Below are 20095 nucleotides of genomic sequence, written 5' to 3'. Positions count from 1 at the left end.
GAGATGACTACACCTGAGTATGGCTCGCTTCGTTCCGATGACGACCACTGGGACATTGTCAGCAACGTGGGCTACACCGCGCTACTGGTTGCGGGTTGGCGTGCACTGCACACCACGGGCCCTAAACCGCTGGTCCAAGACGAATACGCGAAGCATTTCATCACCGCTTCGGCCGACCCGTATCTGGAGGGTCTGTTAGCAAACCCGAGAACGTCGGAGGACGGCACCGCTTTCCCTCGGCTCTACGGCGTGCAAACCCGGTTTTTCGACGACTTCTTCAACTGCGCTGATGAGGCTGGCATACGACAGGCGGTGATCGTCGCCGCCGGTCTGGACTGCCGCGCTTATCGCCTTGACTGGCAGCCCGGGACAACGGTTTTCGAGATCGATGTGCCGAAGGTCCTGGAATTCAAAGCACGGGTGCTAAGTGAGCGGGGTGCTGTACCCAAAGCTCACCGGGTGGCGGTGCCAGCAGACCTGCGTACGGACTGGCCCACGCCGCTGACAGCGGCCGGGTTCGATCCGCAACGACCCAGCGCCTGGTCGGTCGAGGGACTACTGCCCTACCTGACCGGCGATGCGCAATATGCTCTGTTCGCCCGGATCGATGAGTTGTGTGCGCCTGGCAGCCGAGTTGCCTTGGGCGCCTTAGGGTCCCGGTTGGATCACGAGCAGCTCGCCGCGCTGGAAACCGCACACCCGGGGGTCAATATGTCTGGTGACGTGAATTTCTCCGCGCTCACCTACGACGACAAGACCGATCCCGTGGAGTGGCTAGTTGAGCATGGATGGGCCGTCGACCCCGTCCGCAGCACCCTCGAGCTGCAGGTCGGCTACGGACTGACACCGCCGGACGTGGACGTAAAGATCGACAGTTTCATGCGCTCCCAGTACATCACGGCTGTCAGGGCGTAAGCAGAACCTTAAGCTCCTCACCCGAGCGCGCCCTCGCGGTTGCATAGCCCTTGGCCGCTTCGTCCAACGGCAGGGTGGTAGTGAAGATGCCATCGACATCGAGTCGGCCCGACTGCAGCAACGGGATCAGTTCCGGCCAGGTTCGTTGTACCGGTGCCATGGTCATTCGCAGCGTGATGCTTCGCAACAGGCACGTCAGTGCGGGCAGGGGAAACGGCTGAAGATCGTGCACGCCGACAACCGAGACGGTGCCGCCAGGGCGCACCGCATTGAGCGCGTCGCTCATCGAGGCGTCGGTGCCGACGGCGTCAATCACCGAGTCTGCGCCGCGACCCCGCGTCGCGGCCAGAATCGTCTCGGCCGCCGGTGACGGTATCGGCGTAGCACCCCAGGTGGCCGCGCGTTGCAAGCGTCCCTTTACTCGGTCGACAGCGAAAACCGTTGCGGCACCGTGTATGAAGGCGCTGCGCAGCGCGCAGAGGCCGACGGCTCCCAGGCCGATGACCGCCACGGCGGAGCCGAATGAAATATCGGCTCGTTGGGCTGCCGCCCAACCGGTGGCGAGGTTGTCCGTGAGCAGCAGTGCCTGCTCGGTGGTGATACCTTCGGGGATCTTGAGCACCTGGAAATCGGCGGCCGGCACCGCCAGCAGATCGGCCTGTGCGCCGCCAAGCACGCCGGCGCCGAAGATCATCGGGCCGGAGAAGCACATGACTGGATCATGGGTTTCGCATCCCGGGCAGACGCCGCAGCCGGCCACTGAAGACACCATGACCAGGTCGCCAACTCCGACGGTGCGCACCTGTGGCCCGGCCTCGACGATGGTGCCTACCGCCTCGTGACCGAGGGCCACCGGCTCGGTGAACGGATATTCGCCTTCGTAGAAATGCAGATCGGATCCGCAGATGCCGGCGGCGGTCACGGCGACAACCACTCCGTCAGGCCCGGGCAGTGCCGGGTCGGGCTGGGTGTTGACTCTGACGCTGCCGGCCCCGTCGATGACTACCGCACGCATGCTGGCTTACTCACTTTCTTTGTGGCAGAACGAATTGAGACCCATGAGGTTCGCGTACCTGCCTGGCACCGGTCTCGGGCGTTTGAACGTGGTGAACGGCGGGCCGGCAATTCCGAGACTCGGCATAGCGTAATTCGCAGCACTAGGCTACCGGCGGGGCCCCAGCGGATCAAGGTCCATCGCCCCGGGGCCGATTGAGGGTTGATCAGGGAGTAGGTCTGCTGCACGGTCACGGTTGGGTGATCGATCGCGTGGTGGAACAGAGTGGTCGCCTGGTCGTGGTTGTCGGACACTTTGGCGCCCGCACGGACCTTGGCGACTAGTTTCTGTGGCGGGTAGACGTAGGTGGCCAGTTTGGACTGCAGCTGCCAAGCCTTCGTTGCGTAACAGCAGTTCTGCGGCGGGGTCGTCGCGGTGGTAGCCGACCGCGGTGCACACCATCGCCCAGTACTTCTGCTCGGTGGGACAGCCGTCGTTGTTGCTGGCCGGCCATGCGCGGGTGAAGGTGACCTTAGACCGCCTCGTCAGCTTCGCCGGGGTGCGCGCCGAAACCCGACCGGAACCTGGGCTGTTGGCCACCTTACCAAGACGGGTACTAAACTAGAACACGTTTCAGTTCTATTTGCGTCCGCTAGCATTCCAGGAGCAGGCATGCACACTGCCATTTGCGACGAGCTCGGTATCGAGTTTCCTATTTTTGCCTTCACTCACTGCCGCGATGTGGTGGTCGCCGTCAGCAAAGCTGGTGGTTTTGGTGTGCTCGGAGCAGTTGGGTTCACGCCGGAGCAGCTGGAGATCGAGCTCAACTGGATCGATGAACACATCGGCGACCACCCCTACGGGGTCGACATCGTGATCCCGAACAAGTACGAGGGCATGGACTCCCAGCTGTCGGCGGATGAGCTCGCCAAGACGCTGCGGTCGATGGTCCCGCAGGAGCATCTGGACTTCGCCCGCAAGATCCTCGCCGATCATGGTGTCCCGGTCGAGGACGCCGACGAGGACAGTCTGCAGCTGCTCGGTTGGACCGAGGCGACGGCCACCCCACAGGTCGACGCGGCGCTGAAGCACCCCAAGATGACGATGGTCGCCAACGCGCTTGGCACCCCCCCAGCGGACATGATCAAGCACATCCACGACTCGGGTCGCAAGGTGGCCGCATTGTGCGGCTCACCCTCGCAGGCCCGCAAGCACGCCGATGCGGGCGTCGACATCATCATCGCCCAGGGCGGCGAGGCCGGCGGGCACTGTGGCGAGGTGGGCTCCATTGTGTTGTGGCCTCAGGTCGTCAAGGAGGTAGCGCCGGTTCCGGTGTTGGCGGCGGGTGGCATCGGCAGCGGTCAGCAGATCGCTGCAGCGTTGGCGCTGGGGACCCAAGGGGCATGGACCGGTTCGCAGTGGCTGATGGTCGAGGAAGCCGCAAACACCGCGGTTCAACAGGCCGCATACGTCAAGGCGACCAGCCGCGACACCGTGCGCAGTCGTTCCTTCACGGGTAAGCCGGCCCGGATGCTGCGCAACGACTGGACTGAGGCCTGGGAGCAACCGGAGAGCCCGAAGCCGCTCGGTATGCCGTTGCAATACATGGTCTCCGGCATGGCCGTCAAAGCCACACATAAATACCCGAACGAGACCGTCGACGTCGCGTTCAACCCGGTGGGGCAGGTTGTTGGGCAGTTCACCAAGGTGGAAAAGACGGCTACCGTTATCGAACGCTGGGTGCAGGAGTACCTCGAGGCGACCGCCCGGTTGGACGCACTCAATGCTGCCGCGTCCGTTTGACAACGGACGACAAGCGCGCGCCGACTAGTCTCGACTAACCTTCGTCGTCCGTCTTGCCGGTGAACACTTCTTTCGTTCTGTCGACCGCGTGGGTGGCGATGTCGATGGAGTCCTTGACGATGCCGCTGGCCCCGCCAGCGATGTCGCCGCGGATGATGTGGCCGGCGTTTTCCACGATGTCCGAGGCCTTCTCGACGGCATTGGCCGCAATGTCCCGGACAGCGTCGACCGCATCTTTGGGATTGAAGCTCATCGGAGTCTCCTATTCGTTGGCGGATCGGTAGTCGACCAGCGTGCGCCAGTAGGCTTCCGGTATTTCGGCGCCGGAACGCAACACCCGGGCCAGTCCGACTGCCATCGCGATTCCGAGCAGTCCGAGCCATAGTCCCGCCAGTCCGATGATCCACCACAGCACCGCGGTGATGGTCGGCCATGGCGAAAGCACCGCCAGCACTGGCGCGAAGAAGAAGCCTGCCCCGATATACCATGCCGAGCCGGCACGGTCAGACGTAAGCACGAAGCGCAGCCACCGTGGGATCGGTGATTCGGTGGGCCGGCCTTCGCACATGATCATGAGAAACGCCCACCGGTTATGGCTCCGGAGGGAAGAACCCGGCCCCGGTAAACCATCCCGGCTGCCATCCACGGGCTCCCAGACACAGCATCGGCAACCCATCCGGAGACTGCGCGGCCGCCTGCGGCTTCGGACACGGCGCACCGACCTGCTGGACGCCGTATAGCGGGTAGGAGATCACCCAGTAGCCGGTTTCGGCCGGCGGGAACTGGTTAGGAGGCGGAAAATGACAGGCTTCGGCCTGACCGGAGGGGCCTCGTCCAAAAATGAAGCGCTCCCAGCTGGAGCATGGGGCGCCCAGCGAAGCGTCATAGTTCATCCCCGGCACATCGCCGTCATAACGCTGCGGGTCTGCGCCCGCGACTGGCGCCCCACCGATCGCGGCACCCGTGATCGCAGCGGTGGTGACCAGTTCGCGAATCATGTTGCACCCCTCCAACGGCACCGGCGAGCCTCACCAAGCATAACGATTGTGTCGTGGCCCACAAGACGCGGCGGGAGGGGCGGGCAGGCAGGTCGTCTGAATACAGTCGTGGCGTGAGCGACGCGGTGTGGACTCTTGATGCTTCCGACGGCGAGCTGGTACTTCGCACCGGAGTCGTTGGCAGAGCCGCGCGCTTGGGTCATCGCCTGACCATCGCGATGACACGGTGGCAGGCCCTGGTGAACTGGTCCGGCACCGATCCCGTCGCCGGCGAGCTTGTGGCTGAGGTGGATTCCTTCGAGGTGATGCGCGGTGAGGGTGGCGTGAAGGGGCTGTCCGAGCCTGAGAAAGCTCTGGTGCGGGCGAACGCGCTGAAAACGCTCAACGCCAGCCGCTTCCCCCATATTCGCTTTACCACGGAAGCCATTGCCCAGACCGGGAATGGGTACCGCCTGACCGGGAAACTGCACATCCGGGGAAAGTCGCGAGAACACGTCATCGACTTGCACACAGAGGATCTTGGTGCTGCGTGGCGCATCTCTGCCGACACCACGGTTCGCCAGTCCAACTACGGCGTCAAACCCTACTCGCTGTTGATGGGTTCAATACGGGTCGCCGACGAAGTGAGCGTGGCATTCACCGCGGTTCGGGCAAAGGACGATTGATCCCACAAGCGGTGGACTTCGAAGGCTGTATATCGCTGGCCGAGCCGAAAGGATCCCGATGCCGCGCACCAACAACGACGCGTGGGACCTGGCAACTAGCGTCGGAGCAACGGCGACGATGGTGGCTGCCGCCCGCGCGGTGGCCACCAGGGCCGATAACCCGCTGATCGATGATCCGTTCGCCGAACCACTGGTGAGAGCCGTGGGGATTGACTTCTTCACTCGCTGGGCCGCCGGAAACATCAAGGCGACCGACGTCGACGACCCCGACGGCACGTGGGGACTGCAGCGATTGGCCGACCTGTTGGGCGCCCGGACGCGGTACTTCGATGCGTTTTTCCGTGACGCGACGTCTGCGGGGATTCGGCAGGCTGTCATCCTGGCCTCAGGTCTTGACGCGCGCGCATACCGATGACGACACTTGCTGATCTGGATGCCACTGCAACAGCTGACCTCGCGTGGTTCCCGTCGACCTCAGACGTGACTGGCCGACCCCGTTGCGCCAAGCGGGCTTTGACCCCAACCAACCCAGTGCCTGGCTCGCCGAGGGCCTGCTGGCATTCCTGCCGCCCGACGCTCAGGATCGCTTGCTGGACAACATCACCGCGCTCAGCGCGCCGGGGAGTCGGTAGATGACGATGGCGGACCGGCATCCGACCTCCTTGACACCGCTTCGCAGCGCTGGAGCGTCCACGGGTTCGACATAGAAATCACCCAACCTGCTATACAGCGACGGCGAGCGCAACGACGTTGCCACGTACCTGGATAGCCACGGCTGGCAATCTGTACCGACCCCTCTCAGTAAATTGTTGGCCGACAATGGATTACCAGTGCCGCCGTCATCGCCCGGAAAGCTGCCTACAGCCCAAGGCTATTACTGCACGTCGATCCGGTGTCCGTAGCGCACGACGATGGCTTCGCCCATGCGCGGCAGATGAGAGACAATGGGCCTGGCTCGTGGATCGAGCCGACGCGCATGTAAAGGAGCCGTCGATCATGCAACCTGACGCCTATCCAGTCCGGGTCCGGGGTGACCTCGATCCTGCGTTGTCACGTTGGCAGTGGCTAGTCAAGTGGTTTTTGGCCATCCCGCACTACATTGTCTTGTTCTTCTTGCACGTTGCCGCCGTGGTGGTCACCGTGATCGCGTTCTTTGCCATCCTGTTCACGGGCAGATATCCCCGGACGCTGTTCGACTTCAATGTCGGCGTCATGCGGTGGCGCTGGCGGGTTGCCTTCTATGCGCTGTCGGCGCTGGGAACCGACCGGTACCCGCCCTTCAGCCTGCAGACAAAGGCGGAGTATCCGGCTGACTTGGAGGTTGACTATCCGGAGCGGTTGAGCCGCGGCCTGGTGCTGATTAAGTGGTGGCTACTTGCTATCCCCCACTACCTGATCCTGGCGGTCTTCCTCTCCAGCGGTTGGCGAGTCTTCCTGATCGACCCCCACGACCGCGTCGGCATAATGTGGCCTTCGCTACTGGTGATCCTGCTGCTCGTCGCCGTGGTGGCGCTCCTGTTCACCGGCCGGTACCCCATAGGGCTATACAACCTGGTGATCGGAGTAAACCGGTGGGCGTTGCGGGTCCGCGCATACACCACGCTGATGCGCGACGAGTACCCACCGCTTCGCCTCGACATGGGTCCGCGCGAACAGGTTTCGCAACCGGCTACGGCGGCCTCCGACTACTCAGCTGGGGGTGCCGAGTCACCGTAAGCGCCGGGTATGTGCTCTAGCACTCGAGTGATCGGCTGGCTGTCATTCCGATCCTGTTGCGGCGCAGAAGCATTCGGTTGCTCCTCAGGCGGGTTCGGCTCCGTGAGCGCTTCGCCGGAGGTGACGCGAGCGGGTGGTTCGTGCTGCGCAGCCGGCCGGGGTGCCCGAGCAGGGACTGGTGGCGTGACCGTCGGCGGAGGCGGCACCGCCGGCGCCACGGCCTTTGCGATACGTGGCGTCGGCTTGTGCGCTCCGTGCTTCGCCGTCCCGGTATCGTTGTGCGGAGCCAGCTGGATGCCCACCGCTAGGGACAGCGAAGCCACGAAGGTCACGGCCGCGGCGGCCAACGCTGCCGCCGCCCCGGCGTAGTGCCGGGATCGCCTGGGCGCGACCGTTGGTTGGCTGACGCTGTCGGCCACTAGCTGCGCATCGGTGAACTCGGTGCTCTGGGCCGCCGCCAGGGCCGCACCCCGCGCGACCGTAACCTGCGCCATCGTTTGCGCAAAGACCGGCACCGGCAGGACCCTTTCGAGCTGCCACGAGAATTCGCTGACCTCGCTATCCGAGCCGACCACGACCACGCCGGCCGGGCGCCAGGCATCGCGACCAAACATGCCGGTCAGCCAGGAGGTCAGTCCTGATAATCCGCGGCACACATGCTTGACGGCGATCTGCGTCTTTCCGTCGTGGGTGTCGACCATGACGACGGTCGCCGACTCATGCTCAAGAACGCATACCGCGATTTGCTCGTAGCCGATAACGGGTGCGATAGCCTGCGCCAGTGTCTCGATGGCACGTAGCCGCCGAACCGGCACCACATTGTCGAAACCTGCACCGGTCAGCGACTCTACCAGCAGCGCCGCCTGAGCCGAAGCTTCGGCGTTCCAGGTCACTCCGATGACGCGCAACCGATGATCGCCTGCAGCGGCCACTTCATGGGCGAGCAGAACTTCCGCCGCCAGCTGCTCTGCGGTATGTATGGCCTGCGCGTTACGACCGCTATGTAGCTCCAATTCGTTGCGGTCCAAGATGGCGCCGTCTGCGCCGTGTCCTTCAGCGAGGACCCACCCCAGGGTGGTAGGCGTTATCGAGAGCCCAAGTACCGTGTCCAAATTCTCGCACCTCAATCGTTCCCGGAACCTCCGATGCCCTCAGCCCGCACCATCGCACGCCACAAACCCCAGTGCGGTGTTACGCGGACGCCGGAACAGACCGGGATAGCGTGGTCTTCGTCGGCTTGCTTCGAGCGAGCCTACGCGGTGAACGCAAGTTCGGCCTCCCTGGGGGAGCACAGCCGGTAGCCCCGGGCCGCGATTCTGAGAAATCCGCGATAGATCCATACCGCCATACCGTTTGTGAGCCCCCTAAGCACACTTGCTCTGTCCGCGGCGGTAACCGATACGGAAATGAGACGACTTTGCGCCCGAATCGACATTTGGCCTCCACACACGGTATGTTCTGGCCCGAGCACACGACGACATACAGGACAAAGGGGCACAGGTATGACAGACGTGAGCCGAAAGATTCGAGCTTGGGGACGCCGATTGATGATCGGCACGGCAGCGGCTGTAGTCCTTCCGGGCCTGGTGGGGCTTGCCGGCGGAGCGGCAACCGCGGGCGCGTTCTCCCGGCCGGGGCTGCCGGTCGAGTACCTGCAGGTGCCGTCGCCGTCGATGGGCCGCGACATCAAGGTTCAGTTCCAGAGCGGTGGGAACAACTCACCTGCGGTTTATCTGCTCGACGGCCTGCGCGCCCAAGACGACTACAACGGCTGGGATATCAACACCCCGGCGTTCGAGTGGTACTACCAGTCGGGACTGTCGATAGTCATGCCGGTCGGCGGGCAGTCCAGCTTCTACAGCGACTGGTACAGCCCGGCCTGCGGTAAGGCTGGCTGCCAGACTTACAAGTGGGAAACCTTCCTGACCAGCGAGCTGCCGCAATGGTTGTCCGCCAACAGGGCCGTGAAGCCCACCGGCAGCGCTGCAATCGGCTTGTCGATGGCCGGCTCGTCGGCAATGATCTTGGCCGCCTACCACCCCCAGCAGTTCATCTACGCCGGCTCGCTGTCGGCCCTGCTGGACCCCTCTCAGGGGATGGGGCCTAGCCTGATCGGCCTCGCGATGGGTGACGCCGGCGGTTACAAGGCCGCAGACATGTGGGGTCCCTCGAGTGACCCGGCATGGGAGCGCAACGACCCTACGCAGCAGATCCCCAAGCTGGTCGCAAACAACACCCGGCTATGGGTTTATTGCGGGAACGGCACCCCGAACGAGTTGGGCGGTGCCAACATACCCGCCGAGTTCTTGGAGAACTTCGTTCGTAGCAGCAACCTGAAGTTCCAGGATGCGTACAACGCCGCGGGCGGGCACAACGCCGTGTTCAACTTCCCGCCCAACGGCACGCACAGCTGGGAGTACTGGGGCGCTCAGCTCAACGCCATGAAGGGTGACCTGCAGAGTTCGTTAGGCGCCGGCTGACGGGATCAACCGAAGGGTTGCTTACCCGTCCACGTGAGATATACCTCGCGACCGCCGTCTCGATCGGCATCCTGTTGTCGCTGATTGCACCACTAGGCCCCCCGCTGGCGCGAGCCGACGGCACCAGCCAGTTAGCCGAGTTGGTCGACGCCGCCGCTGAGCGGTTGGAGGTCGCCGACCCGGTGGCAGCCTTCAAGTGGCGTGCTCAGCTGCCCATTGAGGATTCCGGCCGAGTCGAACAGCAACTCGCAAAGTTGGGCGAAGATGCCCGCTCGCAGCACATCGACCCCGACTACGTCACCCGCGTCTTCGACGACCAGATTCGCGCCACCGAGGCAATCGAGTACAGCCGGTTCTCGGACTGGAAGCTCAACCCGGCCAGCGCGCCCCCGGAGCCGCCGGATCTATCGGCATCGCGATCGGCGATCGACTCCCTGAATAATCGGATGCTGTCGCAGATTTGGAGTCACTGGAGTTTGCTGTCCGCGCCGTCCTGCGCCGCCCAACTCGACCGCGCCAAACGCGACATAGTGCGGTCCCGCCACCTCGATAGCCTCTATCAACGGGCCCTGACGACAGCAACACAGTCGTATTGCCAGGCCCTACCGCCGGCCTGATCAATCCGGTTGTGCATCCTTTGCCGGCCGACCACGGCCGGTCGCGGTGCAATAGACACCCGATCTCACCACTCTCTCTAATCGGTAACGCTTCGGCCACTTCCGGCGATATGTCGAGCATGACAAGAATCGCCAAGCCGCTCATCAAGTCCGCCATGGCCGCAGGACTCGTCACGGCATCCATGTCGCTCTCCACCGCCGTTGCCCACGCCGGTCCCAGCCCGAACTGGGACGCCGTCGCGCAGTGCGAATCCGGGGGCAACTGGGCGGCCAACACCGGAAACGGCAAATACGGCGGACTGCAGTTCAAGCCGGCCACCTGGGCCGCATTCGGCGGTGTCGGCAACCCAGCAGCTGCCTCTCGGGAACAACAAATCGCAGTTGCCAATCGGGTTCTCGCCGAACAGGGATTGGACGCGTGGCCGACGTGCGGCGCCGCCTCTGGCCTTCCGATCGCACTGTGGTCGAAACCCGCGCAGGGCATCAAGCAAATCATCAACGAGATCATTTGGGCAGGCATTCAGGCAAGTATTCCGCGCTGACGGTTGGCGGCGTGTGCGGTCTATGACCAGGTCGACGTATGTGTTTGGATCAGGTCATGGAAGGTTCGGCCACAGTTCACATGGCAGCGCCGCCGGACAAGATCTGGACATTGATCGCGGATGTCCGCAATACCGGCCGGTTCTCGCCGGAAACCTTCGAGGCCGAGTGGCTTGACGGTGCCACCGGCCCCGCGCTTGGCGCTCGATTCCGCGGGCATGTCCGGCGCAACGGGATCGGGCCGGTCTACTGGACGGTATGCGAGGTGACGGCATGCGAACCGGGCCGTGAGTTCGGGTTTGCTGTGCTGCTCGGCGACAGACCGGTGAACAATTGGCATTATCGTTTGACGCCCACCGCCGACGGCACCGAGGTCACTGAGTCGTTTCGGCTCCCCCCGTCCGTGTTGACCACCGTGTACTACCGGGTGTTCGGGGGCTGGCTGCGTCAGCGCCGCAACATCCGAGACATGACCAAGACGTTGCAGCGCATCAAAGATCTGGTTGAAGCAGGCTGAGGGCGGTTCGGCTATTCCGGATTCCGCATGAAAGCGATATTCATCACCGGCGCCGGCAGTGGAATGGGCCGCGAGGGTGCAACGCTTTTCCACGCCAACGGCTGGCGAGTAGGTGCGATAGACCGCAATGAGGATGGGCTGGCTGCCCTGCGCGTACAGCTTGGTGCCGAACGGCTGTGGGCCCGCGCCGTCGACGTTACGGACAAGGCGGCCCTTGAGGGTGCGCTCGCTGATTTCTGCGCCGGCAATGTCGGCGGCGGTCTCGACATGATGTGGAACAACGCCGGCATCGGCGAAGGCGGTTGGTTCGAGGACGTGCCGTACGAGGCCGCCGTGCGCGTCGTCGACGTGAACTTCAAGGCGGTGCTCACTGGCGCCTACGCCGCACTGCCTTACCTCAAGAAAGCACCGGGAAGTCTGATGTTCTCGACGTCGTCGTCCTCGGGCACCTATGGCATGCCGCGTATCGCGGTCTACTCGGCGACCAAACACGCCGTCAAGGGGTTGACCGAGGCGTTGAGCGTTGAGTGGCAGCGTCATGGGGTTCGCGTCGCCGACGTGCTGCCCGGTCTGATCGACACCGCTATCCTCACCTCGACGCGCCAGCATTCCGACGAGGGCCCCTACACGATCTCCGCGGAGCAGATCCGCGCTGCCGCGCCCAAGAAGGGCATGTTCCGGCTGATGCCCTCGTCCAGCGTCGCCGAGGCAGCCTGGCGGGCCTACCAGCACCCCACACGGTTGCATTGGTATGTGCCCCGAAGCATTCGCTGGATTGATCGGCTCAAGGGCGTCAGTCCGGAGTTCGTCCGACGTCACATTGCCAAGTCCCTGGCCACGTTGGAGCCAAAACGGAAGTAATGTCCCGAGCACAATGCTCAGGCCCGAATGGAGGTGGCTGGTGTGCAATCGGTTGGTCACAGTGACCGGAGTTGCAATGGTCGTCGCGGCTGGTCTCTCCGCGTGCGGGCAAGCTCAGACGGTACCCCGAAAAGCCGTACGCCTGACTATTGACGGCGTCACTCACACGACACGTCCCGCAACATGCAGCCAGGAGCACTCCTACCGGACCATCGACATCCGCAACCACGACAGCACCGTCCAAGCCGTGGTATTGCTCAGCGGTGACAGGGTAATCCCGCAGTGGGTGAAGATCCGTAACGTCGACCGGTTCAACGGCAGCTTCTGGCACGGCGGGGTGGGCAACGCCCGCGCCGACCGCGCCCGCAACACATACACAGTTGCCGGCAGTGCCTACGGCATCAGCAGCAAAAAACCCAACACGGTGGTGTCAACAGACTTCAACATCCTCGCCGAATGTTGAATTGCGGGTTCTAGTCTTGAAGAAAAGCCACTCGATCGACGGAGGCGCGGTGAAGGACAAGCTGCACTGGTTGGCGATGCACGGGGTGATCCGCGGCATTGCGGCAATCGGGATTCGGCGTGGCGACTTGCAGGCCCGGCTGATCGCGGATCCGGCCGTCGCCACCGATCCGGTGCCCTTTTACGACGAAGTCCGGTCCCACGGCGCCCTGGTGCGCAACCGCGCCAACTACCTGACCGTCGACCATCGGCTCGCCCATGACCTGCTGCGATCGGACGACTTCCGCGTCGTCTCCTTCGGCGAGAATCTGCCACCACCGCTGCGCTGGCTGGAGCGGCGGACCCGCGGCGATCAACTTCACCCCCTACGAGAACCTTCGCTGCTGGCCGTCGAGCCGCCCGATCACACTCGCTACCGCAAAACGGTGTCGGCGGTGTTCACCTCACGGGCGGTCAGCGCGCTACGCGATCTGGTCGAACAGACCGCGATCAATCTCTTGGATCGGTTCGCTGAGCAGCCCGGGATTGTGGACGTCGTAGGACGCTATTGCTCGCAACTGCCGATCGTGGTCATCAGCGAAATTTTGGGCGTGCCCGAGCATGACAGGCCGCGCGTCCTGGAATTTGGTGAGTTGGCAGCGCCGAGTCTAGACATCGGGATTCCGTGGCGGCAGTACCTGCGTGTGCAGCAGGGGATACGAGGATTCGACTGCTGGCTGGAAGGGCATCTGCAGCAGTTGCGGCACGCTCCGGGTGACGACCTGATGAGTCAGTTGATCCAGATCGCCGAAAGCGGGGACAACGAGACACAGCTCGACGAGACCGAACTTCGGGCGATCGCCGGACTGGTTTTGGTCGCCGGATTCGAAACCACAGTGAACCTGTTAGGCAACGGGATTCGCATGTTGTTGGATACCCCCGAACATCTGGCCACACTGCGCCAACATCCGGAGCTGTGGCCGAATACGGTTGAAGAAATCCTGCGGCTGGATTCGCCGGTTCAGCTCACCGCCCGGGTGGCTTGCCGTGACGTCGAGGTGGCTGGTGTGCGAATCAAACGCGGCGAAGTCGTGGTGATCTACCTAGCAGCCGCCAACCGCGATCCCGCTGTGTTCCCGGATCCGCACCGCTTTGACATCGAACGCCCCAATGCCGGACGACATCTTGCGTTCTCTACCGGCCGCCACTTCTGCCTGGGGGCCGCCCTGGCCCGCGCCGAAGGCGAGGTCGGGCTGAGAACGTTCTTCGACCGCTTCCCCGATGTGCGGGCCGCGGGTGCCGGAAGTCGGCGTGACACGCGGGTGCTGCGCGGTTGGTCGACGCTGCCGGTGACACTGGGTCCGGCACGGTCCATGGTTAGCCCGTGACGGGGCCACACCTGCGCCACCTGAAAGCTACCGATCGCCAAGGCGATAGATGCGTGCGGCAGTGCCATGGGCAATTAGGTCGACCACCCGCAGGGCATCGGTCTCGCACCAGTCGTCGCGCTCGACAAAGCCACGCAGAACACGCTGAATTCCACTGCGCCACAACGTTGCACCGAGAAAGTGCAGTTCCGCGGGGCCGAATCCGTCCGACGAGTACACGATCTTGCGGAAGGGGGCAAGCTCCAGTAGTCGGCCGATGAAGGCCGGCGACCGGGCCCCCAGGTAGTGCACACTCAACCCGCCGTCAAGATAGACGTTGTTGAAGGCTTGTGCCAGATAACCGGCTTCTCGTTCGTAGGGATAGCAGTGCAGCAACACGATTGGGGTATTGCCGGACTGCCGCAGGAAGTCGAGCAGATACAGCGGATTGGCCTTGTGCAGATCAGCGTCCCGGTCGCCAAATCCGACGTGGAACTGCAGCGGCTTGCCCAGGCGCAACGCCTGATGCAACCCGAAGCGCAGCAGAACCCGATCCTGTAATCGGACACCGCCACGGTCGCGCCAGCGCTTGGCGGCCTCGGCGACCTGCGCCGCGGGTGGCTCGGTCAGATCACCGTCGAATCCACCTCGATAGGCCAGGATGGACTTGGTTGCCACCGCTGTGGCTGCGCGCCGGCGCAGTATCTCGTTGAACGCCGAGGCGTAGTCGCCGGATGCCTGCACGGCCTGTTCGGCCACCTGTTCAAGACGAACCACCTCGTGAGCGTGGCTGCCCGACAGTTCGCCGAGGCCGGCGACGCTTGCCATTCCGGACACGTCGTAGCCGATTCCGGTCTCCACCAGCCAGTCGGTTACCCCGGCGGCCTGCAGAAATCTGCGAGCCAATTCAGCTTCACTGAATTGACTGCGGCGATCCCAATAAGTCTGCGGATCAACGTGCCTAGGCAATCCAAGGATGGGAGCGCAGTGGTTGCGCACGGCGAACCCGAGTTGTGAGTCGAATCCCGAGTCGAAGTCTGCCAGGGGTTCGGTGTTGGCCTCATTGAGCGCGTTCTCGAACCGCCGCCGGTTCCCCTCGGTCAGCCAGCATCCGTGGACGTGCTGATCGATCAACGGCACTTCGGCCGTGTGCCGCGTCAGGTCCGAACCGGCGGAGTCGGCCATCGTTACACACTCCAAGCCATCCGGAACTTGTCGGCCAGCTGCGCAGGATCGAGGTCACCGTAGCGCTCATGCTCTAACTGGCGTACCGCGACCACTGCATCTACCACGGGATCGCCAAGGATGCACCGAAGCAGTTTCGAACTATCCAGTACAGCAATTGCATCCGCCTGATCGGCAGCAAGTCGCAGAATGCCGGCACGGTCACGATCCACGTCAGACAGCTGTGTCGGGTCTACGGTCGTTTCCGACGGCAACACCGCCTTGGTCTTCATGCCGTCGAGTGCCAGTCCGAGGATCGCCGCCGACGCGAGATACGGGTTGGCCGACGGGTCGACGACCTTCACCTCCACGTTCCCGCCGTACGCGCTGCCAGCCCCGCCCTTGACGAATCGCACCGCCGCTTCCCGGTTTTCGGTACCCCAGCATGCATAGATTCCGGCCCAGTTACCGGGTCGCATTCGCAGACCGGACACGATCGATCCGCACAGGATGCCTTGGGCGTCCGGCAGTCCGCGAAGCACTCCTGCCACCGCGGCCTCCCCGGCCGAGGTCATGCCAGCTGCTCCAGTCCCACCGGAGAACAGCATCCCTTCCGACATAGTCAGCGAGAAGTGTTGGTGGGCACCGGATCCGATACTTCCGGCGAAGGGCGCTGGCGATAGGCTCACGCGTAACCCGTGCCGGCGGGCGGTACGGCCGATGATGAGGCGGGTCAGCACCAGCTGATCGGCGGCCGCGACCGGCGGCTGCGGCGCTAACGAGATCTCGAATTGGTTGGCACCGTATTCGGGATGGAACTGCTCGATAGCGATGCCTGCTGCCGTTGCCGCGGCGTTGACATCGCGGACGAACGCCTCGTGCTCGAGCACCCCGGCGACACCGTACTGCGCCCACAGCGTCGAAGGCAGCCGCTGGCCGTCCGCGTCGACCAAGAGGAATTCGACTTCGTGGCCGATTACCGCGTCGATGCCGGCATCAGCAAGCGCGGCCTCGATCCGGCTCAGCGTTCCTCGGCTGCAGGCGGGGACCGGTGTGCCGTCCTGCTCGAAGAACCCGGCGGGCGCCCACGCCAACCCGTCGCCGATGATGCGCAAGGCGGACAGATCGATGCGGAGACGTTGATCGCCGACCACACTGATGTCTGCGGTGAATGCAATACTGCATTGGTCGATACAGAAGGTATGCCACACCGGACTGGCGCCGAGGCCAGGATTGGCGAATGTGTTGGTCCGGCGTATCGGCACGGTCTTGGCCTGGGTGAGTCCGGCGGGGTTCACGACGGTGCCGATGACGGTGTCGACGCCCTCTGCCTCCAATTGGGCGATCGCGGCCGCGGCAAGCGGTGTGGCTGTCATGGCAGTCATTCTGCAGCGCGGATCAGCTCGCGCGGCTACGCGCGGCAAGCATCGCTACGTTGTAGCCGCGAGTTGGCGTGATTCCGACAGGTCGCCCAGATCTTCATACCAGTCTCGTTGAACGAGCACCGCGTCGGTGACGTGCTGCAGAGCGGCTTCGAATTGGTGGTCTGGCTGTCGCTTCAAGCCGGGCGCCACGGCCAAGTGGTCGAGCAGCCACTGACGGATCAAAACTGCGAGGGAGTCGACCTGACGGTGCCCGGACGGGGTTAGCGTCAAGATGTCGCCGTCGCGTGCCGCGTAGCCGGTCTGGACCAGACGGTCGAAGACGGGTTCAAAGACCTGATAGGGCACGTGCAGGTGTCTACCGATATCGGTCAGCCGTACTGCCTCGAACAGCCGCTGGTATTGATAGATCCGCAGAAGGGCCCACAGCTCGGCGACGCCGAGTCCGCAACCGGGTTGTGTCGCAATATCGCGCAGTCGCACCCCGTTCGGCAGCATACGCCGAACCGCGATTTCCAACACATCCTCCGGCGATTCGGCTCTGGGCACACCGAACCCGTCGCCGAGGTCGTCGGCGTCATCGTGGATGTCGGTGAGCGGTACCTCTCGCAGCAACAGCGCCAGGATGAAACCGACCACCGTGACCGAGACCGCGCAAAGGAACACCTGGGTGAGCGACTCGGCATATGCCCGCACGATCGGGGCGGCCATGCTCTGGGGCAGCTGATGCAAGACAGCCGGAGATGGCACTGCCGGGACAGGCACGGCGCCCGACGTCAGCGCGGAACCGAGTCTTCGGTCCAGGAAGTTTACGAACAACGCACCGAATGTTGCGGTACCAAACGAGGCGCCGACCACCCGGAAGAAGGTCACACCCGATGTTGCGACGCCGAGGTCTTCGAAAGACGACGTGTTCTGCACGATGAGAACGAGCACCTGCATGGACAATCCGATGCCGGCACCTAGGACGACCAGGTACAGCGATTGCAGCAGCGGTGGCGTCCACTCGTCCATCTGCGACATCAGCAGGAACGCAACCGCCATCAGCGCCATCCCCGCGACCGGGAAGATCTTGTAGCGGCCCGTCCGGCCGACCAGGACACCCGTCCCGGTCGAGGCGATCAGCAGGCCGATCACCATCGGCAACGTGCGCAGACCTGACGCGGTCGCCGACGCGCCGTCCACGTACCCCAGATAGATCGGTACGAAGGTCAGTGCACCCAGCATCGCGAATCCGACCACGAAGGACAGGACGCAGCACACGGCAAATACTGGGCTGCCAAACAGCCTGGGCGGCAGGATGGCCGCAGCGGCGCGGCCCTCCAGCCACACGAAGAAACCCAGCGCCACTGCGGCCCCGATCAACAGCCCGACAATGGTCGCTGAGCCCCAGGCGTAGGTGGTTCCGCCCCAACTTGTGGCCATGATCAAAGCGGTCGTGGCCACAGCGATGACCAGGATCCCAAGGTAGTCGATGACCGGTTTGGGCGGTCGGGCCAACGCAGGGACGGCGGTTGCCGCCACTGTCAGCACCGCGATCGAAACCGGCACGTTGATCCAAAACGCCCACCGCCAGCTCAGATAGTCGGTGAGCCAGCCCCCCAGCAGCGGACCGGTGACCGTGTTGACACCGAACACCGCACCTAAGACGCCCTGGTAGCGGCCACGGTCCCGCAGTGGGACCACCTCAGCGGCCAGCGCGTAGGCGGTGACGGAAATCGCACCGGCACCGACGCCCTGCAGTGCGCGAGAGATCGCCAGCATGGTCATCGTCTGCGATAACCCGCACAGCACAGAGCCAACGACGAAGACCACGACGGAGCCTAGCAGCACCCTGTTGCGGCCGAGCAGATCACCGAGCTTGCCAGCCACCACAACCACGACAGTTCCCCCCAGCAGATAGCTGGTGACCGCCCACGACTGGTCAACGGTGCTGCCCAGCTCGGCGACGATCGTCGGCAATGCGGGCACAACGATGGTTTGGCCGGTCGCAGCGACCAGCACCCCGAACACAAGTGCGGTGAAAATAATGTTGCGTCGCACCGGACTGAGCAGCGGGCCACCGGCTCGGATTGCGGTGGGGGCAGTGGTCGGTGCTGTGGGGCCCGCCATATCCGCCCTCCCATCGCTGTTCGAGTCGATGCTAGAGCTTGTCAGCGGCGCCCGGAGTGGTATCGGAGAATCCTCAAGCGGGCATCAGGTCGGTGGGCGAGAGACGCACTGCGCCGAGTAAAGCTCCTCTCCTAGCTTGTCCATCAGCTCCAGCTGCGTTTCCAAGTAGTCGATGTGTTCTTCCTCGTCGGCAACGATTTTCTCCAGCAGTACGGCGCTGGTGGTGTCCTGTTTCTCCCGGCACATGACGATTCCTGGCTTGAGACGATTCAACACGTCGTATTCGATCGCCAGATCGGCCTCAAATTGCTCGCGGAGCGTCTGGCCGATACGCAACGAACCGATGCGCTGGTAGTTCGGCAAACCATCCAGCAACAAGATGCGATCGGTGATTTCCTCGGCGTGCCGCATTTCGTCGAACGACTCCGCGCGGGTGTGGGCCGCCAGCTCGGTAAAACCCCAGTTGTCCTGCATCTTGGAGTGCAGAAAGTATTGGTTGATAGCGGTGAGCTCGCTGGTCAATTGTTCGTTGAGCAGGCGCAGAACATCGGGATCACCTTGCATGACCACTCCTATGGGATATAAGGCTGTCGTGGCGAACCGCGCCAGGTGGGCAGGGCTGGAGCGCACCGGTGTCGGGCTCGTCTTGGGCTGATAACAGCACGTTTGCGTGCCGCGTCTCAATCTAGTGCAGCGAGTACGGGTCGGCGCAGGGTTTGTTGCGGCGTCGGCGCGTCTCGCCGGCGCAAAGTCCAAGCCGCGGGTCATTGTTAGGTTAGACTCCACTAATCAGCTTAGGCTAGACTCCACTAATATGCGGCTTGATCGTTCGCCGACGCAGCATCTGCTGGGGGTTTGCTGATGTACGTGTGCTTGTGCGTCGGCGTCACCAACCAAACCGTGTGTGACGCCGTGGCGCGAGGTGCGTCGACCTCCAAAGAAGTGGCCGCTGTGTGCGGGGCTGGCGGCGACTGCGGACGCTGCCGGCGCACACTGCGAGCTATCATCGCAGCCGCCCGACTCAACCCAACCCAACTCGACCCCGCAGGTCGCACGAGCGACGCCGTTTGCTGAGTCCCTCAGCCGTTGCTGTAGATGCGGGTGGGCGTGATCAGCACCACGGCGCGCTGCTCCTGCGCCATCACCCGGTCGTACTCGTCCCAGTCGTCGTGCGTGCCACCCGCCGCAGTGAAGACCTCGCGGAGTAGCAGCCGCAATCGCTCGCCGTCGACCAGCCACGGCCGCGGATCGTCGGGGCCGACAAGTTGTGCTCGGCCTTCGACGGTCGCCCACTGCCAACCGTTGCGGAACGTGACGGCCAGTTGTGGGCGCGCCCTAAGGTTGCCGAGTTTGACCTTGCCATAGGTGGTGAATCCCAGAGATGGTTCGCCGCTGACAGGATGCGGCAACAGTCCAACGTTGACCAGCGACGCCTGCACGGTGCCGTCGGCACGAACGGTGGAAACCACCGCAAGCCCACGTTCTGCCGCCGCCAGTGCCGCGGCTTCGTTGAGTGTTGTCAT

23 protein-coding genes and 1 pseudogene are annotated in these 20095 nt (G+C 63.7%); 14 read left to right on the top strand and 10 right to left on the bottom strand.

Annotation, left to right across the window (positions count from 1 at the left end; all coding sequences use genetic code 11):
• Positions 1-3 precede the first annotated feature (3 nt).
• A complete protein-coding gene (locus FF952_RS10020; protein WP_003409526.1) occupies positions 4-915 on the top strand; it encodes a class I SAM-dependent methyltransferase in 912 nt (303 codons plus the stop codon).
• On the opposite strand, the gene FF952_RS10015 is transcribed toward FF952_RS10020, so the two are convergent.
• Positions 905-1930 carry an alcohol dehydrogenase family protein gene (locus FF952_RS10015; RefSeq protein ID WP_003409522.1) on the bottom strand — a complete coding sequence of 342 codons (1026 nt, stop codon included), beginning with the start codon at positions 1928-1930 and terminating at the stop codon, positions 905-907. The two genes, FF952_RS10020 and FF952_RS10015, sit on opposite strands and share 11 nt — an antisense overlap.
• A gap of 430 nt (positions 1931-2360) precedes the next feature.
• Between FF952_RS10015 and FF952_RS10010 the strand changes: the two genes are divergently transcribed.
• On the top strand, positions 2361-2534 hold the full coding sequence (locus FF952_RS10010; protein WP_015456321.1) for a hypothetical protein: 174 nt from the start codon (positions 2361-2363) through the stop codon (positions 2532-2534).
• A 47-nt stretch (positions 2535-2581) separates the two neighbouring features.
• Complete coding sequence (locus FF952_RS10005; protein WP_003409518.1) at positions 2582-3712, top strand: nitronate monooxygenase; 1131 nt, start codon at positions 2582-2584, stop codon at positions 3710-3712.
• 34 nt (positions 3713-3746) lie between these two features.
• Here the strand turns inward: FF952_RS10005 and FF952_RS10000 are convergent, their stop codons facing one another.
• Genes FF952_RS10000 through FF952_RS09990 form a run of 3 tightly spaced genes read right to left on the bottom strand, consistent with a single transcriptional unit; the run spans position 3747 to position 4710 of the window.
• A complete protein-coding gene (locus FF952_RS10000; protein ID WP_003409515.1) occupies positions 3747-3965 on the bottom strand; it encodes an Rv1893 family protein in 219 nt (72 codons plus the stop codon).
• 9 nt (positions 3966-3974) lie between these two features.
• Positions 3975-4286, bottom strand: a complete 312-nt coding sequence (locus tag FF952_RS09995) for a hypothetical protein (RefSeq protein WP_003409512.1) — start codon at positions 4284-4286, stop codon at positions 3975-3977.
• A gap of 16 nt (positions 4287-4302) precedes the next feature.
• The gene (locus FF952_RS09990; protein WP_003409509.1) at positions 4303-4710 is read right to left on the bottom strand and encodes a hypothetical protein; all 408 of its coding nucleotides are present in this window, start codon (positions 4708-4710) and stop codon (positions 4303-4305) included.
• 113 nt (positions 4711-4823) lie between these two features.
• Between FF952_RS09990 and FF952_RS09985 the strand changes: the two genes are divergently transcribed.
• The 3 genes and pseudogenes from FF952_RS09985 (at position 4824) to FF952_RS09975 (ending at position 7091) form a co-directional block, all read left to right on the top strand.
• Complete coding sequence (locus FF952_RS09985; RefSeq protein ID WP_003911699.1) at positions 4824-5375, top strand: YceI family protein; 552 nt, start codon at positions 4824-4826, stop codon at positions 5373-5375.
• A 58-nt stretch (positions 5376-5433) separates the two neighbouring features.
• A pseudogene (locus FF952_RS09980) lies at positions 5434-6277 on the top strand (class I SAM-dependent methyltransferase).
• A gap of 94 nt (positions 6278-6371) precedes the next feature.
• Positions 6372-7091: a DUF4389 domain-containing protein gene (locus FF952_RS09975; protein ID WP_003409492.1), complete on the top strand. Its 720-nt coding sequence runs from the start codon at positions 6372-6374 to the stop codon at positions 7089-7091.
• Here FF952_RS09975 and FF952_RS09970 read toward each other — a convergent pair.
• Complete coding sequence (locus FF952_RS09970; RefSeq protein ID WP_003899065.1) at positions 7061-8203, bottom strand: DUF7159 family protein; 1143 nt, start codon at positions 8201-8203, stop codon at positions 7061-7063. The genes FF952_RS09975 and FF952_RS09970 overlap by 31 nt on opposite strands.
• A gap of 390 nt (positions 8204-8593) precedes the next feature.
• Between FF952_RS09970 and ag85B the strand changes: the two genes are divergently transcribed.
• The 7 genes from ag85B to FF952_RS09935 are packed head-to-tail and all read left to right on the top strand — an operon-like array spanning position 8594 to position 13935.
• Positions 8594-9571, top strand: coding sequence for a diacylglycerol acyltransferase/mycolyltransferase Ag85B (gene ag85B, locus FF952_RS09965; protein ID WP_003409456.1), 978 nt, complete (start codon positions 8594-8596; stop codon positions 9569-9571).
• A gap of 17 nt (positions 9572-9588) precedes the next feature.
• Positions 9589-10188 carry a chorismate mutase gene (locus FF952_RS09960; RefSeq protein ID WP_003899064.1) on the top strand — a complete coding sequence of 200 codons (600 nt, stop codon included), beginning with the start codon at positions 9589-9591 and terminating at the stop codon, positions 10186-10188.
• An 11-nt stretch (positions 10189-10199) separates the two neighbouring features.
• Positions 10200-10730 (top strand): resuscitation-promoting factor RpfC, encoded by a 531-nt coding sequence (rpfC, locus tag FF952_RS09955; RefSeq protein WP_003409420.1) that lies wholly within the window; start codon positions 10200-10202, stop codon positions 10728-10730.
• A 38-nt stretch (positions 10731-10768) separates the two neighbouring features.
• The gene (locus FF952_RS09950) at positions 10769-11245 is read left to right on the top strand and encodes an SRPBCC family protein (RefSeq protein WP_003409417.1); all 477 of its coding nucleotides are present in this window, start codon (positions 10769-10771) and stop codon (positions 11243-11245) included.
• 27 nt (positions 11246-11272) lie between these two features.
• Entirely contained in the window at positions 11273-12106 is an 834-nt protein-coding gene (locus tag FF952_RS09945) for an SDR family oxidoreductase (RefSeq protein WP_003409413.1), read from the top strand.
• Positions 12107-12146: 40 nt separating this feature from the next.
• Positions 12147-12569 (top strand): lipoprotein LpqH, encoded by a 423-nt coding sequence (locus FF952_RS09940; protein ID WP_031656812.1) that lies wholly within the window; start codon positions 12147-12149, stop codon positions 12567-12569.
• Between the two features lie 49 nt (positions 12570-12618).
• Positions 12619-13935 carry a cytochrome P450 gene (locus FF952_RS09935; RefSeq protein WP_003409406.1) on the top strand — a complete coding sequence of 439 codons (1317 nt, stop codon included), beginning with the start codon at positions 12619-12621 and terminating at the stop codon, positions 13933-13935.
• A gap of 27 nt (positions 13936-13962) precedes the next feature.
• Here FF952_RS09935 and FF952_RS09930 read toward each other — a convergent pair whose 3' ends face one another.
• The 4 genes from FF952_RS09930 to bfrA all read right to left on the bottom strand — a co-directional run bounded on the left by FF952_RS09930 (position 13963) and on the right by bfrA (position 19136).
• On the bottom strand, positions 13963-15099 hold the full coding sequence (locus FF952_RS09930) for an amidohydrolase family protein (protein WP_003899061.1): 1137 nt from the start codon (positions 15097-15099) through the stop codon (positions 13963-13965).
• 2 nt (positions 15100-15101) lie between these two features.
• On the bottom strand, positions 15102-16454 hold the full coding sequence (locus tag FF952_RS09925) for a type I glutamate--ammonia ligase (RefSeq protein ID WP_003409401.1): 1353 nt from the start codon (positions 16452-16454) through the stop codon (positions 15102-15104).
• 54 nt (positions 16455-16508) lie between these two features.
• Positions 16509-18572, bottom strand: coding sequence for an Rv1877 family multidrug efflux MFS transporter (gene mdt / locus FF952_RS09920; RefSeq protein ID WP_003899060.1), 2064 nt, complete (start codon positions 18570-18572; stop codon positions 16509-16511).
• A gap of 84 nt (positions 18573-18656) precedes the next feature.
• Complete coding sequence (gene bfrA / locus FF952_RS09915) at positions 18657-19136, bottom strand: bacterioferritin BfrA (RefSeq protein WP_003409398.1); 480 nt, start codon at positions 19134-19136, stop codon at positions 18657-18659.
• 297 nt (positions 19137-19433) lie between these two features.
• Between bfrA and FF952_RS09910 the strand changes: the two genes are divergently transcribed.
• Complete coding sequence (locus FF952_RS09910; protein ID WP_003910872.1) at positions 19434-19646, top strand: (2Fe-2S)-binding protein; 213 nt, start codon at positions 19434-19436, stop codon at positions 19644-19646.
• Between the two features lie 5 nt (positions 19647-19651).
• On the opposite strand, the gene FF952_RS09905 is transcribed toward FF952_RS09910, so the two are convergent.
• Positions 19652-20095 carry a PPOX class F420-dependent oxidoreductase gene (locus tag FF952_RS09905; RefSeq protein WP_003899059.1) on the bottom strand — a complete coding sequence of 148 codons (444 nt, stop codon included), beginning with the start codon at positions 20093-20095 and terminating at the stop codon, positions 19652-19654.

Origin of the sequence: Mycobacterium tuberculosis complex sp. N0072 (assembly GCF_030323725.1) — a bacterium.
In the GTDB taxonomy this organism is placed as follows: domain Bacteria; phylum Actinomycetota; class Actinomycetes; order Mycobacteriales; family Mycobacteriaceae; genus Mycobacterium; species Mycobacterium tuberculosis.
This window is presented reverse-complemented; position numbering and strand designations above follow the sequence as displayed.